Origin of the sequence: Nonomuraea sp. K271 (genome assembly GCF_009908215.1) — a bacterium.
GTDB classification, from domain to species: Bacteria; Actinomycetota; Actinomycetes; order Streptosporangiales; family Streptosporangiaceae; genus Nonomuraea; species Nonomuraea longispora.
Genome location: NZ_JAAAHR010000025.1, coordinates 16,422 through 35,259, shown reverse-complemented (window position 1 = coordinate 35,259; position 18,838 = coordinate 16,422). Strand labels below are relative to the sequence as shown.

The 18,838-nt window shown below is 69.1% G+C and carries 19 protein-coding genes; 6 read left to right on the top strand and 13 right to left on the bottom strand.

Translation table 11 applies throughout. The features are described from left to right. Positions 1-110 precede the first annotated feature (110 nt). Positions 111-1,142: a hypothetical protein gene (locus GUY59_RS11795; RefSeq protein ID WP_161714496.1), complete on the top strand. Its 1,032-nt coding sequence runs from the start codon at positions 111-113 to the stop codon at positions 1,140-1,142. On the opposite strand, the gene GUY59_RS11790 is transcribed toward GUY59_RS11795, so the two are convergent. Beyond that, on the bottom strand, positions 1,127-1,765 hold the full coding sequence (locus tag GUY59_RS11790) for a response regulator transcription factor (RefSeq protein WP_138202173.1): 639 nt from the start codon (positions 1,763-1,765) through the stop codon (positions 1,127-1,129). The two genes, GUY59_RS11795 and GUY59_RS11790, sit on opposite strands and share 16 nt — an antisense overlap. Continuing rightward, the gene (locus GUY59_RS11785) at positions 1,762-2,967 is read right to left on the bottom strand and encodes a sensor histidine kinase (protein ID WP_161714495.1); all 1,206 of its coding nucleotides are present in this window, start codon (positions 2,965-2,967) and stop codon (positions 1,762-1,764) included. Before GUY59_RS11785 ends, GUY59_RS11790 begins: the two co-directional genes overlap by 4 nt. Positions 2,968-3,177: 210 nt before the next feature. Between GUY59_RS11785 and GUY59_RS11780 the strand changes: the two genes are divergently transcribed. After that, positions 3,178-3,738 carry a hypothetical protein gene (locus GUY59_RS11780; RefSeq protein ID WP_161714494.1) on the top strand — a complete coding sequence of 187 codons (561 nt, stop codon included), beginning with the start codon at positions 3,178-3,180 and terminating at the stop codon, positions 3,736-3,738. 163 nt (positions 3,739-3,901) lie between these two features. On the opposite strand, the gene GUY59_RS11775 is transcribed toward GUY59_RS11780, so the two are convergent. Beyond that, positions 3,902-4,579 carry a response regulator gene (locus tag GUY59_RS11775; protein ID WP_132334615.1) on the bottom strand — a complete coding sequence of 226 codons (678 nt, stop codon included), beginning with the start codon at positions 4,577-4,579 and terminating at the stop codon, positions 3,902-3,904. Next, a complete protein-coding gene (locus tag GUY59_RS49950; protein WP_161714493.1) occupies positions 4,576-5,748 on the bottom strand; it encodes a sensor histidine kinase in 1,173 nt (390 codons plus the stop codon). Before GUY59_RS49950 ends, GUY59_RS11775 begins: the two co-directional genes overlap by 4 nt. A gap of 702 nt (positions 5,749-6,450) precedes the next feature. Between GUY59_RS49950 and GUY59_RS11765 the strand changes: the two genes are divergently transcribed. Continuing rightward, positions 6,451-6,897 carry a DUF5980 family protein gene (locus GUY59_RS11765; RefSeq protein ID WP_138202170.1) on the top strand — a complete coding sequence of 149 codons (447 nt, stop codon included), beginning with the start codon at positions 6,451-6,453 and terminating at the stop codon, positions 6,895-6,897. 82 nt (positions 6,898-6,979) lie between these two features. Here the strand turns inward: GUY59_RS11765 and GUY59_RS11760 are convergent, their stop codons facing one another. Beyond that, on the bottom strand, positions 6,980-7,474 hold the full coding sequence (locus tag GUY59_RS11760) for a hypothetical protein (RefSeq protein WP_138202169.1): 495 nt from the start codon (positions 7,472-7,474) through the stop codon (positions 6,980-6,982). Positions 7,475-7,585: 111 nt separating this feature from the next. Here GUY59_RS11760 and GUY59_RS11755 point away from each other — a divergent pair, with 111 nt between their 5' ends. After that, positions 7,586-8,167, top strand: a complete 582-nt coding sequence (locus GUY59_RS11755) for a hypothetical protein (protein ID WP_138202168.1) — start codon at positions 7,586-7,588, stop codon at positions 8,165-8,167. Positions 8,168-8,399: 232 nt separating this feature from the next. Here GUY59_RS11755 and GUY59_RS11750 read toward each other — a convergent pair whose 3' ends face one another. The 5 genes from GUY59_RS11750 to GUY59_RS48535 form a co-directional block, all read right to left on the bottom strand. After that, positions 8,400-9,089, bottom strand: a complete 690-nt coding sequence (locus GUY59_RS11750) for an HAD family hydrolase (protein WP_201760752.1) — start codon at positions 9,087-9,089, stop codon at positions 8,400-8,402. Further along, positions 9,086-9,811: a glycerophosphodiester phosphodiesterase gene (locus GUY59_RS11745; protein WP_201760751.1), complete on the bottom strand. Its 726-nt coding sequence runs from the start codon at positions 9,809-9,811 to the stop codon at positions 9,086-9,088. Before GUY59_RS11745 ends, GUY59_RS11750 begins: the two co-directional genes overlap by 4 nt. Before the next feature lie 82 nt (positions 9,812-9,893). Further along, positions 9,894-11,231 carry an ABC transporter substrate-binding protein gene (locus tag GUY59_RS11740; protein WP_161714492.1) on the bottom strand — a complete coding sequence of 446 codons (1,338 nt, stop codon included), beginning with the start codon at positions 11,229-11,231 and terminating at the stop codon, positions 9,894-9,896. Between the two features lie 37 nt (positions 11,232-11,268). Then, the gene (locus GUY59_RS11735; protein ID WP_201760750.1) at positions 11,269-12,144 is read right to left on the bottom strand and encodes a carbohydrate ABC transporter permease; all 876 of its coding nucleotides are present in this window, start codon (positions 12,142-12,144) and stop codon (positions 11,269-11,271) included. Next, on the bottom strand, positions 12,144-13,124 hold the full coding sequence (locus tag GUY59_RS48535) for a carbohydrate ABC transporter permease (RefSeq protein ID WP_138202166.1): 981 nt from the start codon (positions 13,122-13,124) through the stop codon (positions 12,144-12,146). The genes GUY59_RS11735 and GUY59_RS48535 overlap by 1 nt, the downstream gene beginning before the upstream one ends. 137 nt (positions 13,125-13,261) lie before the next feature. On the opposite strand from GUY59_RS48535, the gene GUY59_RS11725 reads away from it, so the two are divergent. Next, on the top strand, positions 13,262-14,041 hold the full coding sequence (locus GUY59_RS11725; protein WP_161714491.1) for a DeoR/GlpR family DNA-binding transcription regulator: 780 nt from the start codon (positions 13,262-13,264) through the stop codon (positions 14,039-14,041). Here GUY59_RS11725 and GUY59_RS11720 read toward each other — a convergent pair. Next, positions 14,038-14,646 carry an SRPBCC family protein gene (locus GUY59_RS11720; RefSeq protein WP_161714490.1) on the bottom strand — a complete coding sequence of 203 codons (609 nt, stop codon included), beginning with the start codon at positions 14,644-14,646 and terminating at the stop codon, positions 14,038-14,040. The two genes, GUY59_RS11725 and GUY59_RS11720, sit on opposite strands and share 4 nt — an antisense overlap. Positions 14,647-14,914: 268 nt before the next feature. Beyond that, positions 14,915-17,719, bottom strand: coding sequence for an AfsR/SARP family transcriptional regulator (locus tag GUY59_RS11715; RefSeq protein WP_161714489.1), 2,805 nt, complete (start codon positions 17,717-17,719; stop codon positions 14,915-14,917). A 214-nt stretch (positions 17,720-17,933) separates the two neighbouring features. Here GUY59_RS11715 and GUY59_RS11710 point away from each other — a divergent pair, with 214 nt between their 5' ends. Then, entirely contained in the window at positions 17,934-18,170 is a 237-nt protein-coding gene (locus GUY59_RS11710; protein ID WP_138202162.1) for a hypothetical protein, read from the top strand. Between the two features lie 77 nt (positions 18,171-18,247). On the opposite strand, the gene GUY59_RS11705 is transcribed toward GUY59_RS11710, so the two are convergent. Continuing rightward, positions 18,248-18,835, bottom strand: coding sequence for a dihydrofolate reductase family protein (locus tag GUY59_RS11705; protein WP_171055442.1), 588 nt, complete (start codon positions 18,833-18,835; stop codon positions 18,248-18,250). Between the last annotated feature and the right edge of the window lie 3 nt (positions 18,836-18,838).

Genomic DNA, 18,838 nt, shown 5'->3' with positions numbered 1-18,838 from the left:
ACTGCGACCTGAGGTGTATGTCGCCGGCGTGCCTGAGTCCGACTTCGGGTTGTCGTGCGTGAGGAGCGTCGTCCCTAACGTCGGAGATCGACGAAAGGAAACACCTCACGATGAACGCGCTACGTCAGAGCAGGTGGCCGATCCTGCTGCTCATGGTGCTTTCGCCGCTGCTGGCGGAGGTTTTCAGCGGATCCATGCCGGCCACCGACTTTTTCCAGCCGGGTATGTTCCTCCCCTTCACGATCTTCGTGTACGGCCTGCCGATCCTGGTGCTGCGCGAGGTGGCCACGCGCGCGAAGACGGGACCGATTGGCCTGTGGTGCTTAGGCATGATCTACGGCCTGTACAACGAGGGTCTCATCTCGGAAACGCTGTTCCACCCCCTCGACCCGGCGAACGACGCGTACGGCACCTTGGGCGTTGTGGCCGGCCTGCGGATCCCCTGGGCGCTGTACATCCTGCCCTGGCACGGCCTGTTCTCGCTCCTCACCCCGGTGCTCCTGACGCACCTGCTGTTCCCCCGGCAGGCGGACAGTCCGTGGCTGCCGAAACGGGCCACCTGGATGCTGGCGATCGTCACCGGCGGGCTGGCGATCGCACGTTTCGTGTTCTGGGGCGAGAACCGAGGAGTTCAGGACGGCGCCACCTTCCTCCTGCACCTGGCGGCCGTGCTCGGTGCCGCGCTGGTGGCCTATGTGGTTGCGATGCGCCTTCCCCGGGTCCCGCGGGTCCAGGCGGGCGCGGATCGTCCAGGGGCGCGATGGCTGCCGTTCGCGTCGGGAGCCGGGCTCTACGCCATCTGGTTCGTGGGAACCGAGATGCTGGTCTCCGTCGTGAAGGCTCCGTGGCCGGTCGTTGTGCTCTACACCTCGGTGGCGGTGGTGGCGGGCCTCTGGGCGGTGGCCCGCATCGCCGCGACGACCCGGGCCGCCGCGGCGATGTTCGTCCTCGGCGCGGGAACGACGCAGGCGGCCGTCATCGTCCTGCTGATCGGCCTGCTGGCCGGTGACGCCTTCAGGGCCCTGTCCGGGGTTGTGTTCGTCGCCGTCTATCTCGGCACCCTGGCCCTCGTTGTCCGGCGGCAGGGGCGAGCGGGGCAGTCGGACGGCACAGTCTCCCCGGGGGATCAGCCGCGCAGGTAGCTGAGGACCGCCAGGACCCTTCGGTGACTGATCTCGTCGGCGGGCAGGTCCAGCTTGGTGAAGATGTTGCCGATGTGCTTGGAGACGGTCACCTCGGAGATGACGAGCTCCCTGCCGATGGCGGCGTTGGACCGGCCCTCCGCCATCAGGGCCAGCACCTCGAGCTCGCGGGTGCTGAGCCGCAGCAGCGGGTCGTCCCGGCGCGTGAGCAGCCGCCGCACCACGTCCGGGTCGATCACCGTTGCGCCGCCACCCACCTCCCGCATGGTCGCCACGAACTGGGCGCCGTCGGCCACCCGGTCCTTGAGCAGGTAGCCGGTGCCGGCATCGCCGCTGCGCAGCAGCTCGGAGAGCGCGGCGCTGTCGACGTACTGGCTGAGGACCAGCACCGGCAGCGAAGGGCGATCGCGGCGAAGCGCGATCGCGGCCCGCAGGCCGTCGTCGGTGTGGTCGGGCGGCATGCGCACGTCGGTGACGACGATGTCAGGCCGAAAGACCGTGGCCGCGGTGCGGAGCTCACCCGCGGTGGCCGCGGTGGCCACCACCTGATGGTCGAAGTAGGTGATGAGATTGACCAGGCTCTCTCGCAGCAGGCCGGAGTCCTCGGCCAGCACGACTCTCATGCCGTCGCCGTCTGCGGCAGGCAGGGGATCTCCGCGCGCACGATGGTCGGCCCGCCGCCGGGGCTGGTGAACTTCACCTGGCCGCCCACCGCGGCCACCCGGTCTGCCATCCCCTGCACGCCTCCGTCCGCCCGAGAGTCGAGGCCGCCCCTGCCACTGTCGCCCACCTCCAAGATCAGCATGTCATGGACGATCCAGCCACTGACCCAGCAGTCGCTGGCTTCGGCGTGTTTGGCGACGTTCGCCAGAGCCTCGCTCACCATGAAGTACGCGGTACTCTCCACGCTTGGCACGAGCCTGCCCGGTACGTTGATCTTCACCCGGATCCTCATGGGATGGGCCCTTGCCAGCTCGGAGACGGCTTCGGGGAGGCCACGCTCGGTCAGCACACGCGGATGGATGCCGCGGACGAGCTCGCGCAGCTCTTCCAGCGTCGTGATCGTCTCTCGATGGGCGCGGGACAGCAGGCTGCGCAGCTCGGGCTCTTCCACGTTCATCCGCGCCATGTCCAACATCACGCCGAGCGCGACGAGCCGCTGCTGGGTGCCGTCGTGCAGGTCACGCTCGATGCGTCGCCGTTCTGCGTCGAAGGCGTCGAGCAGCCGCCCGCTGGAGCCGACCGTCTCCATGTCGGGGACCTCGTACGGGGGAGCCGCGAGCAGCGCCTGGACGATCGGGACGCGCATGCTTGCGACCGCGACGGCCAGATAGGCCGCGGCGACCAGTCCGAGCCCTGCGAATCCCGCCACCAGGAGCGAGTCCGCCAGCGTCGCGAGGTGAGAGCCGAGGACGTCCACCGGGCCGGACACCAGGTAGACGACCGGCGCGGCGAGACAGGCGAGACAGACCAGCGGGACGGCCGCGACGACGTAGTCGAGCAACCACAGTCCAGTGATCAGCGCCATGGTGTAACCGAACTCGCGCCAGGAGACGCTCTCGCGGAGCCTGGTGCCTGTCCAGGCCACGGGCCCGGTTCTGCGCAGGATCCTGTGCGGGCTGGGGTGCGCCGGCAAGCCGAGCAACCGCAGCCGCCGGCGTTCGATGGCGCCGACCGGGATCCCCGCCAGCCCGGCCGCCGTCAATGGCACGAACCCGATGACAAAAGGCGCCAGTGTCGCACCCACCAGGACGAAGATCAGCACGATCGCCATGGTGCCGCCGCCGAGCAGGGCACCGGTCGCCGCATACGCCCAGGCGCGCAAGGGTGCGGAGGAGATCAGGAGTCTGGACGGACGAGACCTCAGCGCCTCTCGCGGGTGCATGCTCTCCACACCGCCGGAGCCTAGAACCTTTTCCCGCCGGTGCCATGACAGCCACCTATACCAAGAAATGTCATACCTGCCGTGATTCGCCCACCAGCCGGTCACCTGTGTGCTGGAGACATCGTCGTCTAGCGCAATGGAGGACACCTCGTGAAGCCGGTTCGCTCCACACCAAGGCGATCGGTCACCTGGCCGATGAAGCCCACCGCGCGCAGGGTGTGGCTGGTGCTGCACGTGAGCCTCTCGGTGGGCTGGCTCGGCGGCAGCTACGCCATGCTCGTCATGGGCGTCGTGGCGCTGAGCAGTACGGGGAAGCCACTGCGGCCCGCTACCTACGAGCTCCTGCACATCAGCGACACAGCGATCATGATCCCCGGGAGCTTGGGGGCCCTGGTCACTGGGCTGGTGCTGGCGCTGTACACCAAGTGGCGCGTTCTGCACCACTGGTGGGTCGTCACCAAGCTGGTGCTCACCGTCTTCGCGATGATCTTCGGATACGCGTACACCGCCCAAGGGGTGAAGGCCGCGCTCGCGGCGACCCTGGCCGGCCCGGGGGCCGACATCGGCTCTTTGGAGCCCGGCTTGCTCGCGGGGTCGGTCGTGATGCTGGTCGTCCTGTTCCTCGCCACGGTGCTGTCCATCGTGAAGCCGTGGGGACGCACCGGATGGGGTCGAGGCTCCAGAAGCCGATCCCGAGCTGTGGCGCGCTGACACGCCGCCCCCGATCCGGTGCTGATCGCTCCAGCCGATGGTGGCCGGCCAGCGCACGAACAACCACCCCCGCCGTCGCCGAATGACGGCCGTCACGCACAGTCGTGCGAGCGCGGTCACCATCGCCGCCGCGAGCACGACCACCGGCGCCTGGTTGCCGCGCTCACCTGTCCTGGCCTGGCCGCACGATGCCCGTCTCATAGGCGTAGACGACGAGCTGCACCCGGTCACGCAGTTGCAGTTTGGTGAGGATTCTGCCGACATGAGTTTTCACCGTCGCCTCCGAGACGGTCAGCGTCTCGGCGATCTCACCGTTGGAGTGACCGCGGACCACCTCTGCCAGCACCTCACGTTCGCGATCGGTGAGCTGATCCAGACGCTGGTCGGCAGGCGAGCAGCCGGTCGCCGAGTCGGGCAGGTGCTGGGCGAAGGCGTCGATCAGCCGGCGAGTCACCTGCGGTGCGACCACCGCGTCGCCGGAGGCCACGGCCCGGATACCGGTGAGCAGATCAGGCGGCGGCACCTCCTTGAGCAGGAACCCGCTCGCTCCCGCGCGCAGCCCGGAGAAGACATACTCGTCCAGGTTGAACGTGGTCAGCAGCAGGACGCGCGCCGGAGATCCGGAGCCGACGATCCGCCGGGTCGCCTCGATGCCGTCCATCACCGGCATCCGGACGTCCATCAGCACCACGTCGGGTCTCAATGCGCGGGTCATCGCGACACCCTGCCCGCCGTCGCCGGCCTCCCCGACGACTTCGAGGTCGGGCTGGGTCTCGAACACCATCCGGAAGCCGAGACGCAACATGGGCTGGTCATCCACCAGCAGCAGCCGGATCTTCACGCGCTTCCGTCACCGAACCGGAGGCGAGTGTGCACCCGCCAGCCTCGATCGGGCAGAGGACCCGCCTCGATGCGACCGCCGTATGCCGCCGCCCGCTCGGCCATACCGGCCAGCCCGTGACCGCCAGGCCACGGCCCCGCGCCGGCCAGGACGGAAGCGCCGCGGCCGTCGTCAGTGATCTCGAGGTCGGCTCCATAGCTCGTGTAGCTCAGCCGGATCCGGGCGGCGGCATCCGGGCCGGCATGCTTGATCGTGTTGGTCAGAGCCTCCTGCACGATGCGGTAGATGGCCAGCCCGGGGCCCGGCCCCCAGCCGTCCGGCACGCCTTCACGGACCAGGGTGACCCGCACGCCCGCCTCCCTCACCTGGTCGAGGAGCAGATCGAGATCGTTCACGCCGGGCTGCGGGGCCAGCCTGCCCATCTCGCCGGCGGTGTCCGGCCCGCCGTCGCGCAGCAGACCCAGCAGCCGGCGCATGTCCGCGAGCGCCTCCCTGCCCGCAGCCGACACCTTCCCCATCGTGTCGGCGGCCCGCTCGGGAGCAGCCGTAGCGGTGAATGCGGCCCCGTCGGACAGCGCCACCATGACCGCCAGGTTGTGGGTCACGATGTCGTGCACCTCCCGGGCGATCCGGGTCCGCTCGGCCGCTACCGCGAGATGCGCCTGCTGGTCACGCTCGCGTTCCACCCGCTCGGCCCGCTCCCTCAGCCCTGCGAGATAGGCCAGTCTGGTCTGGAGCGTCACGCCGAGCAGAACGGCCGCCGTCACGACCGAGGTGAGAGTCACCACATCGTCCCACCGCAGCCCGGCCACCAGCGTGCCGTAGAGATAGGCCGTTCCGAGCGCCACCACCGGCGGCAGCACTCGCCGCCACGGGCGGTGCCGGCCGACCGTGTACGCCGCCACCGCGATGGCGGTCACCGGGTGGACCTCCTGGACCCCGGCCACGTAGGACGCCAGGCTGAGGCCGACCGTCACGTACAGGACGAGGACCGGAGCCGTCCGCCGCCAGACCAGCGGAAGGCAGACCGCGCACAGCCATCCCCACCCGACCACCCCCGCGTGACCGTCGGCCAGCACGGGGACGTTGGCCAGCACCACCAGTCCAGCCCATGCGGCGTCCACCACTCGCGGGTGCTCTCGGGCGCGGGCAACGATACGTCTGACCACGCGAGCGACGCTACAGACCGCCGCCGACCGCCGCACCCACCGCAGGTCCCATCCTCGCCACCGCCCCGTACGACTCAAGTCGTACGGGGCGGACCGGCGCGCGCTCACGCCGCAGAGTTCGTCCCCGCGGGAGCGCCCCAGGTCATCGCGTCCATGCTCGACCTGCTCGATGTCACCCCCGGTCAGCGTGTGCTGGAGATCGGCACCTCGTCACCCCGGTCAACGTGACAGGTCTGGCCAAGCGAGGACGCGCTGCGCGTACTGACCGGCTGGGCCGAGACCTGGCGGGCCCAGGGCCGTCCCGGCATCGACCGCACACGGCCCATACCGCAACGTAACGACGACGGCTGGCTGGGAAGGATCTCCTCGTGATCGCTCGTTTCACTCTTTTGTGAAGCGTCGTGTTCGCCCTACTCGCGGCTGCCTCGGCGGCAGCGTTCCTACCCGTGCGGTGGGAGGGAGACCGCGAGCAGCGCCCACCTGCACGGCCGGCGGTGTCGCGCGCTCACCGGCCTGTCGTAACACCATCAGTACGCCGAAACATTTCGAAATTAAGATTTCATGAGAATGGCGAGAAAAAGGCCAGGTCGCATGCCCGCCTCGTGGATTGATAAAACTTCAACCCTTGAATTCGCAACGAACGGGATGACAATGGTCCCTGGAAGATGTCAAGTTCCCTCGCCTTGAGTTTCTGGAGGTTCTGTGAGATCAATCCGACGTGCCGTCAGGCTGCTGCTCGGCGTCGCCGCCGGCGTGGCGCTGACGCTGTCCGGTACCTTACCGGCCTCGGCCGCCACGGCCGGGGCCACGTGGGAGCTGCGCGACATCGGGCAGCGCATGTGCGCGCCCGGCGGCCATCCCAGTACGTACTTCGTCGCGTACGTCTACGGAAAGTGGAAGGACAAGATCACCCTGGGCATTCGGAACCTGCCGCCCGGATCGTACAGCAACGGCGGCGCCGTCTGGCCCGGAGAGAATTACGGCAACACCATCCTCGGATTCGTCCACGTATCCATCGCACCGGCCCCGCCCGCCGTCTACGTCGCCGAACTGTGGGCCTCGGACGGAACCGTGGAGCAGACCAACCCCATCCGCATCAACATGCGGGAGGATTGCTGGTCACAGGGGAACCCGGATATCTGGCCCTGACGCTCGTCCATGTACATCAGCAGGTTGTCCCAAGCCACGACGAGCAGCGTCAGCAGGTAGAAGACGGTGAGGACGCCGACGATCAGCGGAGCGCGGGTGCATGCCATGCCAGCGGAGGAGAATGCCGTGCAGGGCCAGAGCGGCGGGCAGGCACGATGGCGAAAGCACACGCCTCCACCATGAGCTCCAGCGCGTAGTCGGCCTGCCAGAAGGGCCCGGGGGGGCTGTGGCACGGGGCGACGGCGGCGGCGAGGACGGTGGCGACCGCGGTGGCGAGGATCGGGCCGAGCAGCGGCGGGTACCACGGTGGCGACAGCGGGCCCATGGTGAACGGCATCGTGACGTATCCGCCCGACGGGTCGGGCAACTGCTGCTCGTCGTAGCCGGTCACCGGATTGAGGACGTAGACGACGGGCGGAGCGAAGGGAAGGAAGGCAGCGATCGCTTCGGGCGCCACGTGTTCGCCGGCCTCGACGGGAGCGGCGGGAAGTCGTCCGTTCACGTCGCGGACCGCTAAGAAACCGGCGATGACCACGACGAGCCCGAACGGCAGTGGAAGGCATGTCGGCTTGCCCATGACCGTTCGACGATCGCACGTGGTGATCGGTCACGTCGAGCGCGGCGCTCCGCACACAGGGCGAGCCCACGCTTGTGCTCGACGCTGCCGGTGGACCTCTATGGTGGCGGCATGGACACGGCGAAGCCCGGCTTCGACACCTGGCGGCCGGGACGGACGGTGGCGATCATGCCGACGGTCGTCGCGGCCCTGGCGACCGTATGGGCGACGAGCGTTCCAGGTGGCGACCCGATGTGGTTGGCGTTGACGGTCAATGTCTGGGTCTTCATCGCTCTCATATGGGTGCTCACGTTGGCCCGCATGCTGTTCAGGGATGAACCTTCAACGCGGTTGCGTCGTGAATGGCCGGTGTGGTCACTGCCGCCCCTGATCGTTCTGCTGGTCTGCGGCCTGGTATACGTGGGCGCGCCCCTGAAGGCGCGCTTCGCGCTGTCGCGACCTGCCCTCGACGGGCGCTCCCAAGCCTTCTCGCATGGTGCGCCGCTGCCCGCGGACGACGAATGGATAGGGCTGTTCCCGGTCGAACGGGCCGTGCGGATCCCCGGTGGAGTGCGTTTCGCCATCGACGGCGTCGGGTTTTTCGGTGCTGCCGGATTCGCCTGGAGCCCTGAGGGCGAGCCGCCCGACCCTGAGGGCGAGGATCTCTACGAACACTGGCAGGGCCCGTGGTATCTGTGGAGTGAGTCCGACTAGGAAGTTTCCCATCGGTCGGTGATCGCAGGCCCGCCGGCGTCACCCTCTCTCGCCGGCCGCGGCCCTTCGGGATATGTGGGCTCATACTGGGCGTCACCCTGTCCTGGTCAGCCGGCCCCCATACGGGCGACCGGCTGACTGCCCCGCTCGTTCATGCCGTCGGCACCGGCATCGGCTTGTCCGCACGGCCGGTGCGGATGACGTCATCGGCAGGCGTGCGCGTTCCTTCGGTTCAGCCGATCCGGGCGGCCAGCAGCGAGATCAGCCGATCGACCGTGACGGTTTCCAGCGCAACCACCACGGCACCGTGACCGTCGGCCAGCGCTTCGCCGTTCTCTGGCACGGCCACGACCAGGCAGCCCGCGGCCAGCGCCGCCGCGATGCCCGGCGGAGAATCCTCCAGCGCCGCACACTCGCGCGGATCGACGCCCAGCCGCCCGGCCGCCGTCAGGTAGGCCTCCGGATCGGGCTTCGGGTACGTCACCTCGTCGCCGCAGACCACGGTGTCGAACATGCCGGGATCGAGCTGGGCCAGCACCTCGTCGACCAGTACGCGGTGGCTCGAGGTCACCAGCGCGGTGGGAATGCCGTGCCGGCGTACGGATTGCACCACGGCCGGGGCCGCCGGCCGCCACGGCACCCCGAGGGCGAACAACTGCCGGGTGCGCTCCAGCAGCCAGGCGGACGACTCGCCGGCGTCGGCGTCGACGCCGAGGTCCTCCTGGACGATCCGGGCGGTGTCCCGGAGATTCCGGCCGACCACCCGATGGCGCGTCCGGGGCGACAGGGTGCCGCCGAGCTTCCCGGCGAGTTCGGCGAGACTGACGTCCCAGAGGGGTTCACTGTCGAACAGCGTGCCGTCCATGTCGAACAGCACCGCTGCCGGCGGACCGGCGCCCGGGGCAACCGCGTCCGTCGTCACCGGAGGGCCTCGGCGAGCCAGCGTCGCGCCGTACGGGGATCGTCGCTGGTCGTCCCGTCCACGCCGAGCTTGAGCCAGCGCCGCAGGTCGTCCTCGTCGCGGGTGGGCCAGCCATGCACCGGGAAGCCCTCGTCCTGCAGCTGCTGGACGACTTCGGCGGTCAGCCCTTCCGCGCCGCTGTGGATCCGGCAGGACCCGGTTTCCTCGATCAATTTCCGGTAACCGCCTGGGTGGGACTCGGCGTGGCTCCACTGGGACACGATGATGCCCCGCGGGATCTGCGGCAGCTTCTCGGCCACGGCGGCCATCGCCTCGACCGAGAAACCGGTCAGGATCGTCCGCTCAGCGTAGCCGGGATGGCGGGCGAAGAAGCCGGCCAGACCGTCGATGGCGGCCGGGTCCTTGATCTCCAGCTGGATGAACCGCGTCGTCGCCTGATACATCTGCTCCAGCGTGGGCACCCGCTCACCCTCGCCCACGTCGACCGCGCTGATCGCCGACCAGGTCAGCTCCGCGACGGGGCCCAGATCCTTGCCGGCCGGCTCGGCCGCGACGCGGTCCAAGGTGGCGTCGTGCAGCATGAGGAGCTGCCCGTCGGAACTGATCCGTACGTCGGTCTCCAGCTCATCGACGCCTATCTCTTCCGCCACGCGGTAGGACGCGATGGTGTTCTCGGGTGCTTCGGCCATGGCGCCGCGGTGTCCGACGATGGCAAATGCCACGATCGTCCCTTCTCGCTGAGTTCTACTTGTCGGTTGTATCTCGTACGGCAGCCGACGGAGCGGCGGCACGAGAGGTGCAAGGTCAGGACGCCACCAGTCGCCGATACTTCGGCAGCACCCGCTGGATGGCCGGGTCGAGATTCCGGGTCGCCTCACGCAGCGTCTCGCCGGGGTCGGCGTTGGAGGCGTACACCTTCTGCAGCACGATCAGCATCTCGGAGATCGTCTCGTTCACGTACCGGCGCATCACATCCGCCTGGCGGGCGCGGCTCAGCTGATCCTGGGCGACCTGGTACGCGGGGGTCGCGGCGTTGCGCTCCTTGATCTTCGGTGAGTCGAGGGAGCTGGCGGTCACCGGGAGATAGCCGGTGTTGAGGCTCCACTCGGGCGCGCCCTTCTCGGCGAGGTACCTGATCACTTCCCAGGTCGCCTGCTTGCGCGCCTTGGTCGAGTTGCGCATGACCGCCAGCCCACTGCCTCCGGTCGGCACGCCGGGCGCGTCCTGCTCGGGCAGGAAGGCCGTGCCGAACTCGAACGTGGCCGCCTTGAGCAGCGAGGTGAGCGCACCGGTGGAGTTGCAGATGGTCGCCGTGACGCCGGCCGCGAAATCGGCGTTGATGTCGTCGGCCAGGTAGGCCATCTGGTCGTCATGGATGAACGCCCGGTCGAACTCCAGGGCGGCGACGGTCTGCTCGGAACTCAGCCTCGACACCATGCCGTCGGAGTAGCTGCCGTCGAAGGCCCAGCTCGAGCCCTGGAAATACCAGTCGTCCTTGCCGGTGTAGCCGCGCATCCTGACCGGTGCGCCGCGGTACGTGAAGCCCTTGAGCTCGCGTCCCCATTCCCGCAGCTCGGTGAAGGTCTTCGGCCCGCGGTCGGGCAGCCCGGCGCCGGCGAAGATCTCCTTGTTGTAGTAGAAGAGGGGCGTCGAGCGAGCCCAGGGCAGCCAGTAGACCTGGTCCCGGATGGTGCCCTCGGCCAGGAACCTCGGATGGAACGCGTCGGGCCCGAAACCGGCGTCGAAGTAGCCGGACAGCGGTTCCAGCGTCTCGGCGAGAAAGTAGCGGTTCCAGTTCACGTCGCTGAGCGTGACCAGGTCGGGAACCTGCGCCACGGCGAAGCTGGCGGCCAGCTTCGAGTCGAGCGCGGGGTATCCGGGAAACAGCTGGATCTCGCAGAAGATGTCCTGTTGTGACGCGTTGAACCCGTCGATGATCGACTGCAGGACCGTGGCGTTGTGGGAGGTGAACGCACTCCACAGCACGACCCGCTCGCGGCGGGCGAACCGTTCCGGCACCTGCCCGCTCACCTGGGCGTAGTCGCCGTCCCTGCGGCCGACGCAGCCGGTCAGCGCCAGACTGGCCGCGGCCGCGGTGGCACCGGCCAGCAGCCTGCGTCGGCTGAAACTCGTCCCGGTCACGCTGGGTCCTTTCTGATCGAACCGGATCGCAGGGTGATCACCGGCGAACCGCGCTGCCGGCCAGACCGGCGACGATGTAGCGCTGTGCCAGCAGGAAGACGATCACCACCGGCAGGACGACGAACAGGGTTCCGGCCATGAGCGCGCCCCAGTCGTTGATGCCGTCGTTCTCCTTGAGGTAGAGCAACCCGATCGGCAGCGTCCGCATGTTGACCGAGTTGGTCACGATCAGCGGCCAGACGAAGCCGTTCCACTCGTCGATCAGGGCGATCAGCCCGACCGTGATGATCGCCGGCCGGGCCATCGGCACGATGATCGAGATGATCCTGCGCAGATGCCCGGCGCCGTCCAACTGCGCCGCCTCCAGCACCTCGTACGGCAGCGACCGGAAGAACTGGTGGAGCAGGAAGGTGCCGAACGCCGACGCCACGCCCGGCAGGATCAGGCCGGCGTAGGTGTTCAGCAGATTCAGCTGGCCGACGGTGATGTAGTTCACCAGCAGGGTCACGTGTCCCGGCACCATCAGCGCGCCGAGCATGAAGATGAACAGGTAGCGCTTGCCCGGGAACGGCAGGAAGGCGAAGGCGTAGGCGGTGGAGATCGCCAGCACCACCTTGAGCACCGTCCCGATCGCCGCCACCACGACCGAGTTGACCAGGAACTGGCCGAACGGGGCCAACGTCCAGGCGTTGACGAAGTTCTCCAGGGTCAGCGATCGCGGGATCAGCCGCAGCGGCCAGCTGTTGATATCGGCGTTGGTCTTGAACGCCGTACTGACGAAGAGGTAGAGCGGGATGAGGAAGACCAGGGCGGTGATCGTCAGGGCGAGTACGCCCCACCAGCGCGTACGGCGAGAGCCGGACGACTTCCGCGAGGTGGGCTCGGTTGCCACCGCGGTCGGCATGACCGTCATCAGTAGTGAACCCTCCGCTCGACGAATCGGAACTGCAACACGGTGATCGCCATCAGCACCACGAACATGATCATGGAAGCCGCGCTGGAGCCCCCGACGTTGGTGCGGTTGAACGCCTCGTCGTAGATGAACCAGCTCAACGTGGTGGTGGATCGGGCGGGACCGCCGTTGGTCATCATGGCGATCACGTCGAAGGCCTGGAAGGCCGAGATCGTCTGTGTGATCACCAGGAAGAAGGTGGTCGGGGAGAGCAGCGGGAAGATCATTCGCCGGAACTGCGTCCACCGGCCGGCACCGTCGATCCTGGCCGCTTCCAGCACCTCGGCCGGAATCTGCTGGATGCCCACCAGGTAGACGATCGCGACGAAGCCGAGCCCCTTCCAGATGGAAACGATGATCAACGCCCATAGTGCCCAGGAGTCGTCGGTCGTCCAGGCCGGCGAGCTCGCTCCGAACGCCTCGAACACCAGCCGGCTGAGGCCGTGATTCGGATCGAAGATGAACAGCCAGATGGTCGCGATCGCCGCCCCGGACAGCACGTGCGGCGCGAAGGCGAGCGTCTGCACCGCGGTGGCGCCCCGGATGCGCTGGGCGAACAAGAGCGCCAGCGCCAGGCCGAGCACCAGGGTCACGACAACGACGACGACCACCCACACCAGCGTGCGCAACAACACCTCGGGGAATGACCAGCTGCTGAACAGAGCCTGGTAGTTGAGCAGGCCGACCCAGTCGGCCTGCGACGAGATGAAGTCCCAGGTGGTGAAGCTCAGATAGACGTTCTCGACGATCGGCCAGTAGGAGAACACGGCGATCAACGCCAGGTTGGGCAGTGCGAAAGCGGCGAACAGCAGGTACCCGCGCCGGCGTCGGCGTGCCGCAACGCGCCGCCACTCGGACGTCGTTCCCCTGGAATCGGGCGTTTGGCGGGCGCTGTCGGGGAGTGCTGATCTCGAGTCGAGATCGCTTGCTCCACTGCTCACGGGCTACCACCCATCCGCATCGAGGACGAACAGGTGCAGACTTTACTGGCGGTCACGTGGTCGAATCTGTTCATAAGTCAGCAAATCTGTGACCATTGCGCGAACGTTTCGTCCAGATGTGCAAAGGTGTCAACAAGGTGTCAAGCTCGTTTCGCGGCCGTGCCTTCGATCGTCAGCAGCGGATCCTCACCTATGTCAGGAGCGAGGGCCGCGCGGTCGTCTCCGACATCGCCGACCTGTTCTCGATCTCGCCCGCGACGCTGCGCCGGGACCTGCGGGCGCTTGAGGCGCAGCGGCTGATCGCCCGGTCCTACGGCGTCTTCTACCCCACGGACATCGGCCGTTTCGAGACGCCGGTGGAGCACCGGCGCAAGGCCAAGACCGAGGAGCGGCTGATGATCGCCGAAGCCGCGGTCGCCATGATGGTCGACGTCGACACGGTCTTCCTCGACGAGGGAGCGCTGCCGGAAGATCTGGTCGGGCCGATGCGCCGGCTGCAGCGGATGACCGTCGTGACCCGATCGCTGACCATCGCCGCCGAACTCAACCGCCTGACCGACCACGACGTCATCATGGTCGGCGGCCGGCTACGACCGAAGACCATGGGAACCGTCGACCGATGGGCGACCGGGATGCTCGCGGAGCTGAACGTCGACCTGGCATTCATGGGCACCAACGGCGTGTCGCTCGACCGCGGGCTGACCACTCCGGACCCGGCCGTGGCGCAGGCCAAGACGGCGGCGCTGCAGGCGGCCCGTCAGACCGTACTGGTGTGCGAGCACACCAAGTTCGGGGTGGCCAGCTTCGCCAAGTTCGCCGACATCGAGCAGCTGACCTATGTCATCACGGGCAAGCAGTTGTCCCGGGCCACCGCGCAACGCTACGGCGCCTCCGGCCCCAAAGTGCTGCGCGTCTAGTACTCGCTCTGCTCGCCGCCCCCTCTTCGCATGGATGTTCGGCGAGCGAGTTCGTCCAGTACGTCCGGCCACCCGCCGGCGAAGTCGTCACGGGTCTCCGCCGTGGGAAAACCCCGCTGGACCAGACGTATCCGCTGCCCGTCCGGCGCGGCGTCGATCGTGATCTCGACTGTGGTGGAGAAGCTGGGGGCATCCTCGTATATCGCGGTCATATCGTAGGCCAGCCGGTGAGGCTGCTCGACAGCCGTGATGACGCGCTCCTCCCGGAAGGCCGGCCCGTTCGGTACCTGGAAGGCTACCGACCAGCGCCCGCCTGGTCGCAGATCGAGCTCGGAACGGGTCACCCAGTCCGGCCGTCGGCTGTCGTACAGCGCGATGAAGGCGTCGAAAACCGACTCCGCCGGCGCGTCGATCACGCGCTCAACGTCGAGGGCGTACTGACCCTCCGGTGGCTGTTGGCCGCCTTTCACAATGTCCTCCTGATTGCTCGGCGTCTGAAGAGTTGGACCAGGCGTGACGGGAAAACTCATCGCCACCGTCTCCGCGGACGGGCAACCGGACGTGGTCACGGCGAGCTTCGAACTCGACGACGGCAACGTCCACATCGGTGGCATGAGCCCGCAGGAGATCCGCAGGGTCCGCAGCCTTCGAGCCGGGCAGCGGAAAGTCGCCCGGGTCGTTGACGATCTGGTGTCGACCTCTCCTGGGGCTGGAACCTCGCGGGGCGCACGAGGTCGTGGTCCATCCGAGAGAGGGCCATGTGATCCGGGAGCGCGACCACCAGGTCGATGTGCTGCGGCGCACCCGCGCGTGGTTCGACCGACGGCTGGCCGGCCCCGTGGCGGATCGCGCCCGACCCTGTGATCCTGCGCTTCACGTGTTCGCCAGCCTCTCCCTCACCCGCTCGCTGTCGGCCCGGCGATGCTGGGAGTCGTACAGGCTCAGCGCGTCGCGCCAGGCGGCCCGCGCCTCGGCGTCGTCGCCGAGTGCCAGATGCGCGTCGCCCAGGGATACCAGCGTGTCGGCGCTCTGGAAGGCGTTGCCGGTGCACTTGCGCAGGTCGAGGCACTGCCCGTAGTACTCCAGCGCGCGCTCGTGGTCGCCCCGGTGGAAGGCGAGCTTGCCAAGGCTGTCGAGAGTGGCGGCCTCGCCGTCGCGGTCGCGGTGCCGGCGGAAGATCGTCAGGGCCTGCTCGCAGGCGTCGCGGGCCGCCTCGTGCTCGCCTAGTTGCAGGCGGATCCAGCCCACGGCGCCGAGGGCACTGGCCTCCCATATGGGGTCACCGGCCTCGCGCTGGAGCCGCAGCGCGAACTCTGCGTGGCCGAGCCCGCGCCGCGGCTGCCCGCGTACGCTCCACATCCAGCCCATCGTGTGGTGCACCTGGGCCAGCAGGGGGCGGTCCCCGGCCTGTTCGAACAGCTCCAGCGCCCGCTCCAGGTGGTCGAGCGCCTCGTCGATCCGGTCGCGCGCCGCGTGGGCGTACCCCGTGTGCCAGAGGACGACGGCGGTGGTGTGCGGATCGTCCAGGCGTTCCGCCGCCGTCAGCGCGAGTTGCCAGGCGGCGAGCCGCTCGCGGTTGTGGAAGCGGCGCAGCAGAAAGGTGTTCATGCCCCAGGCGAGTTGCCAGGTCGCCACGTCCAGGCCCAGCTCCAGGGCCAGCGGCTGCGCGGCCAGCAGGCACGGCAGCTCGGTCTCGAACCAGGCCAGCGCGGTGGCGGCGTCCTGGAAGGCCGGCACGTTCACGGCCGCGGGAGGAACGGCGACGGCCGGACGGTACGGGGAGAGCGTCCGGTCCGCGGCACGGGCCATGGCCGTGTAGGTCTCGACCAGCCGCACCAGGGCCTGATCCCGCGTCTCCGACGGCAGGTCGGCCTCGGCCCGCTCGGCGGCGTAGAGCCGGACGAGGTCGTGCATCCAGTACCGGCCGGGGGAGGGCTGCCTGACCAGGTTGGCGGTCTCCAGCATGGACAGCAGCGCGCGGGTCTCGGCGCTCGGCAGCCCGGCGAGCGCGGCCGCCCCCGGCAGGCCGATGTCCGGGCCGGGAGCCGTCCCCAACAGCAGGAACAGCCGGGCGGCCCGCGCGTCCAGTGCCGCGTACGAGGAGGCGAACACCGCGCGCAGGCCCGCGCCCAGGTCGTCGGTCTGCAGCGCGTCGAGCCTGGTGGCCGGATCGCGCAGTTCCTCGGCGAGCACGGCCAGGGGAAAGGCGGGCTGCGCGCTGGCGCGGGCGGCCAGCACGCCCAACGCCAGCGGCAGGCCGCCGCTGTGCTCCAGCAGCGCGGCGGTTGAGGCGGGGTCGTCGGCCAGCGTCTGCCGGCCGACGTGGTGGGAGAGCATCCGGTAGGCCTCCTCGTCGGAGAAGGCGCCCACCTCCAGCAGACGGGCCGAGTGAGTGGCGTGCAGGCTCACGAGCCGGTTGCGGCTGGTCACCAGCACCGGGCAGCCCGGCCTGCCCGGGATGAGCGGGGTCACCTGGGCGCTGTCCCTGGCGTTGTCCAGGACGACCAGCATCCGGCGCTCGGCCAGCGCCGACCGGTACAGTGCGGCCTGCGCCTCCTGGTCCGCGGGGATCACCGTGGGCGGCACGCCCAGTGCCGTCAGGAAATGGCGCAGTACGGCGCTCGGGGACAGCTGCTCCTCGGCGTTGTCGAAACCGCGCAGGTTCACGTACAGCTGACCATCGGGATAGCGGTCACGACGGGTGTGCGCCCAGTGCAGCGCCAGCCAGGTCTTGCCGATGCCCCCCGGCCCGCTGATCACGGCCACGCCCACGTTGCCGGCGCCGCAGGCCAGGTGCAGGTCCAGCTCGCGCAGCTCGCGGCTCCGGTTGGTGAACGCGGCGGGCGCGGCCGGAAGCTGGCCCGGCACGGGCAGGAAAGTCTCCGGCGCCGCCCCGTCCTGCCGCCGTGGCGGGGCCGCGTCGGACTGCAGGATCTGCCGCTGCACCTGCTGCAGTTCGTCGGTGGGCTCCAGGCCCAGCTCCTCGACCAACCGGGCGCGGAACTGCCGGTAGACCTCCAGCGCCTCGCCGCGCCGCCCACTGCGGTGCAGCGCCCGCATGAGCTGCCCGTGCAGGCGTTCCCTGAGCGGGGCCTCTGCGGCCAGCGCGCGTGCCTCGGTGACGACCTCGGTGTCCCTGCCCAGCTCCAGCAGCACCGACTGCCGCTCCTCCAGCGCGTCGAGCCGCAGCCCGTCCAGCCACTCGGCCTGCGCCTCGGCGAACGAGCCGCTGATCCCGCCCAGCGGCGGGCCCTGCCACCAGCCCAGAGCCCCGTCATAATGGGCGAGCGCCTCCTCGCACCGCCCCCTGGCCATCGCCTCCCGGGCGAGCGACACCTGGGACTGGAAGCAGGCGAGGTCGAGTCGGCCGGCGCCCAGCCGTAACACGTAGCCCGGCTGCTGCGTACCGATCACATCGGCGTCCAGGGCGGCGCAGGCGCGGCGTACCTCGGAGATCAGCATCCTGACCCGCGAGGCCGGGTTGCGGGGCAGCGTCCGGTCCCAGACGGCCTCCGCCAGGCGCTGGGTCGAGACCACCCGACCGGCCTGCAGCAGCAGCGCCGTGAGCAGGGCCGCCTGCTTGCCGCGGAAGGCGACCCGCCCGGCGCCCGCCTCCAGCTCGACGGGCCCGAGGAGGCGGAAGAGGAACGCCGGCATCCCGCTGTCTCGCCTTCCCACCAGTGGCTCCCGGCCCTCCCCACCTCCGGACATCGTACGAGTCTATGGCCGAGGCACCGGTGCCTGAGGATCACCCCGCCGGTCGGCGGCGTGCGGAGAACAGGCGGAAATCAGGCGCGCGCTTCATACGATCAAACCGAAATTCCGTGAATGGAGCCGGAGGAATTGGCGCTTTTCTTTCGGGGAAGGCTCCATGAATCGAAAGGATCGCCGTATGAGAACTGTCGTGAGGCGTATCTCGCTGGGCATGTCGGCCGCCGTCACCACCGCCGCGATGGTCGCCATCCTCGCACCGGGGCCGGCCTCCGCGGAGGTGATCGTCCGGTGGTACCCGTACACCACCGCAGGCGCGAAGTCCTGCAACACCGCCGCCAACGCCGCGGGCCCCGAGTACTACTGCACGGTGGTCACCATCGGTGGCACGAGGGTGTACGCTCTCGCGCGGCCGTGAGCAAAGGGCCACTTCCCTCAGGGAAGTGGCCTCGCCACGCACGCCCGGTAGCTGAGGATCGGGCGGGACTTCGCGGGTCAACGGCGGCGGATGCGGTAGCGCAGGTGCGTGACGCGCTGTGTGAGGTCGCCGGTCTGCGGCGTGGCCAACCTGCGGACCAGGTCGAGTTCGATGTGCTCGGCCGGCAGGCCGTCGAACAGCCGGCGTCCCTGCCCGAGCAGGACGGGTACGACGTGGAGTTCGAGCTCGTCAAGCTGCCCTGCCCGCAGCAGCGCCTGCGCCGCCCCGGCGCCGTGCACCATCACGTCGTCGTCCCCGGCCGCCGCGCGGGCCCGTGCGGCGCAGTCACGGACGTCGGTGACGTAGCGGACACTGCCCGGCGGCGGGTCGTCCGGCACGTCGTGGGTCAGGACGAAGACGGGGACGCCGTCGTGATGGTCGCCCTGCCAGCGGTGGGCGTGCTCGTAGGTGCGGCGGCCGGCGATGACGGCGCGGGTCGCCAGCACCTCGGCGTACACCTGTCCGCTGGGTCCGGGGGCGTTGCGCCGGTCGAGCCAGTTGAAGAGCCGGAACCCGCCGATTCCCATCGGGGCGTCCGCGCTGTCCTGCGGCCCCGTGACGTAACCGTCCAGGGACATGGTCATGTACAGCCGGATGAGCGCCATCAC

Excerpts from the sequence above, each read along its gene's own strand:
- GUY59_RS11710 (WP_138202162.1), top strand. The coding sequence starts at position 17,934 with ATGAGAACTGTCGTGAGGCGTATCTCGCTGGGCATGTCGGCCGCCGTC.
- GUY59_RS11720 (WP_161714490.1), bottom strand. The coding sequence starts at position 14,646 with ATGTGGACGTTGCCGTCGTCGAGTTCGAAGCTCGCCGTGACCACGTCC.
- GUY59_RS11790 (WP_138202173.1), bottom strand. The coding sequence starts at position 1,765 with ATGAGAGTCGTGCTGGCCGAGGACTCCGGCCTGCTGCGAGAGAGCCTG.
- GUY59_RS11735 (WP_201760750.1), bottom strand. The coding sequence starts at position 12,144 with ATGACGGTCATGCCGACCGCGGTGGCAACCGAGCCCACCTCGCGGAAG.
- GUY59_RS11795 (WP_161714496.1), top strand. The coding sequence starts at position 111 with ATGAACGCGCTACGTCAGAGCAGGTGGCCGATCCTGCTGCTCATGGTG.
- GUY59_RS11760 (WP_138202169.1), bottom strand. The coding sequence starts at position 7,474 with ATGGGCAAGCCGACATGCCTTCCACTGCCGTTCGGGCTCGTCGTGGTC.
- GUY59_RS11755 (WP_138202168.1), top strand. The coding sequence starts at position 7,586 with ATGGACACGGCGAAGCCCGGCTTCGACACCTGGCGGCCGGGACGGACG.
- GUY59_RS11705 (WP_171055442.1), bottom strand. The coding sequence starts at position 18,835 with ATGGCGCTCATCCGGCTGTACATGACCATGTCCCTGGACGGTTACGTC.